The following is a 361-nucleotide window of genomic DNA, read 5'->3' as shown; positions in this document are numbered from 1 at the left end:
AACATTGGTGCACTTCTACGTGGTACTAAGCGTGAAGACGTTGAACGTGGTCAAGTACTAGCTAAGCCTGGTTCAATCAACCCACATACTACATTCACTTCAGAAGTATACGTACTTTCTAAAGATGAAGGTGGTCGTCATACTCCATTCTTCAAAGGTTACCGTCCACAGTTCTACTTCCGTACAACTGACGTAACTGGTGACGTACAGTTACCAGAAGGCGTAGAAATGGTAATGCCTGGTGATAACATCAAGATGACAGTAACTCTAATCGCACCAATCGCGATGGATGAAGGTCTTCGTTTTGCTATCCGTGAAGGTGGTCGTACTGTAGGTGCTGGTGTTGTAGCAACTATCGTAG

At 44.6% G+C, this 361-nt stretch carries 1 protein-coding gene; it reads left to right on the top strand.

The features are described 5' to 3' along the window. On the top strand, positions 1–361 hold a 361-nt coding region (locus H5157_RS20715; protein WP_182725426.1), incomplete at both ends, for an elongation factor Tu.

Origin of the sequence: Pseudoalteromonas sp. SG43-3, assembly GCF_014164385.1 — a bacterium.
GTDB lineage: Bacteria > Pseudomonadota > Gammaproteobacteria > Enterobacterales > Alteromonadaceae > Pseudoalteromonas > Pseudoalteromonas distincta.
The sequence above is the reverse complement of the archived record's forward strand: the minus strand, read 5'-3'. Positions and strand labels throughout refer to the sequence as shown.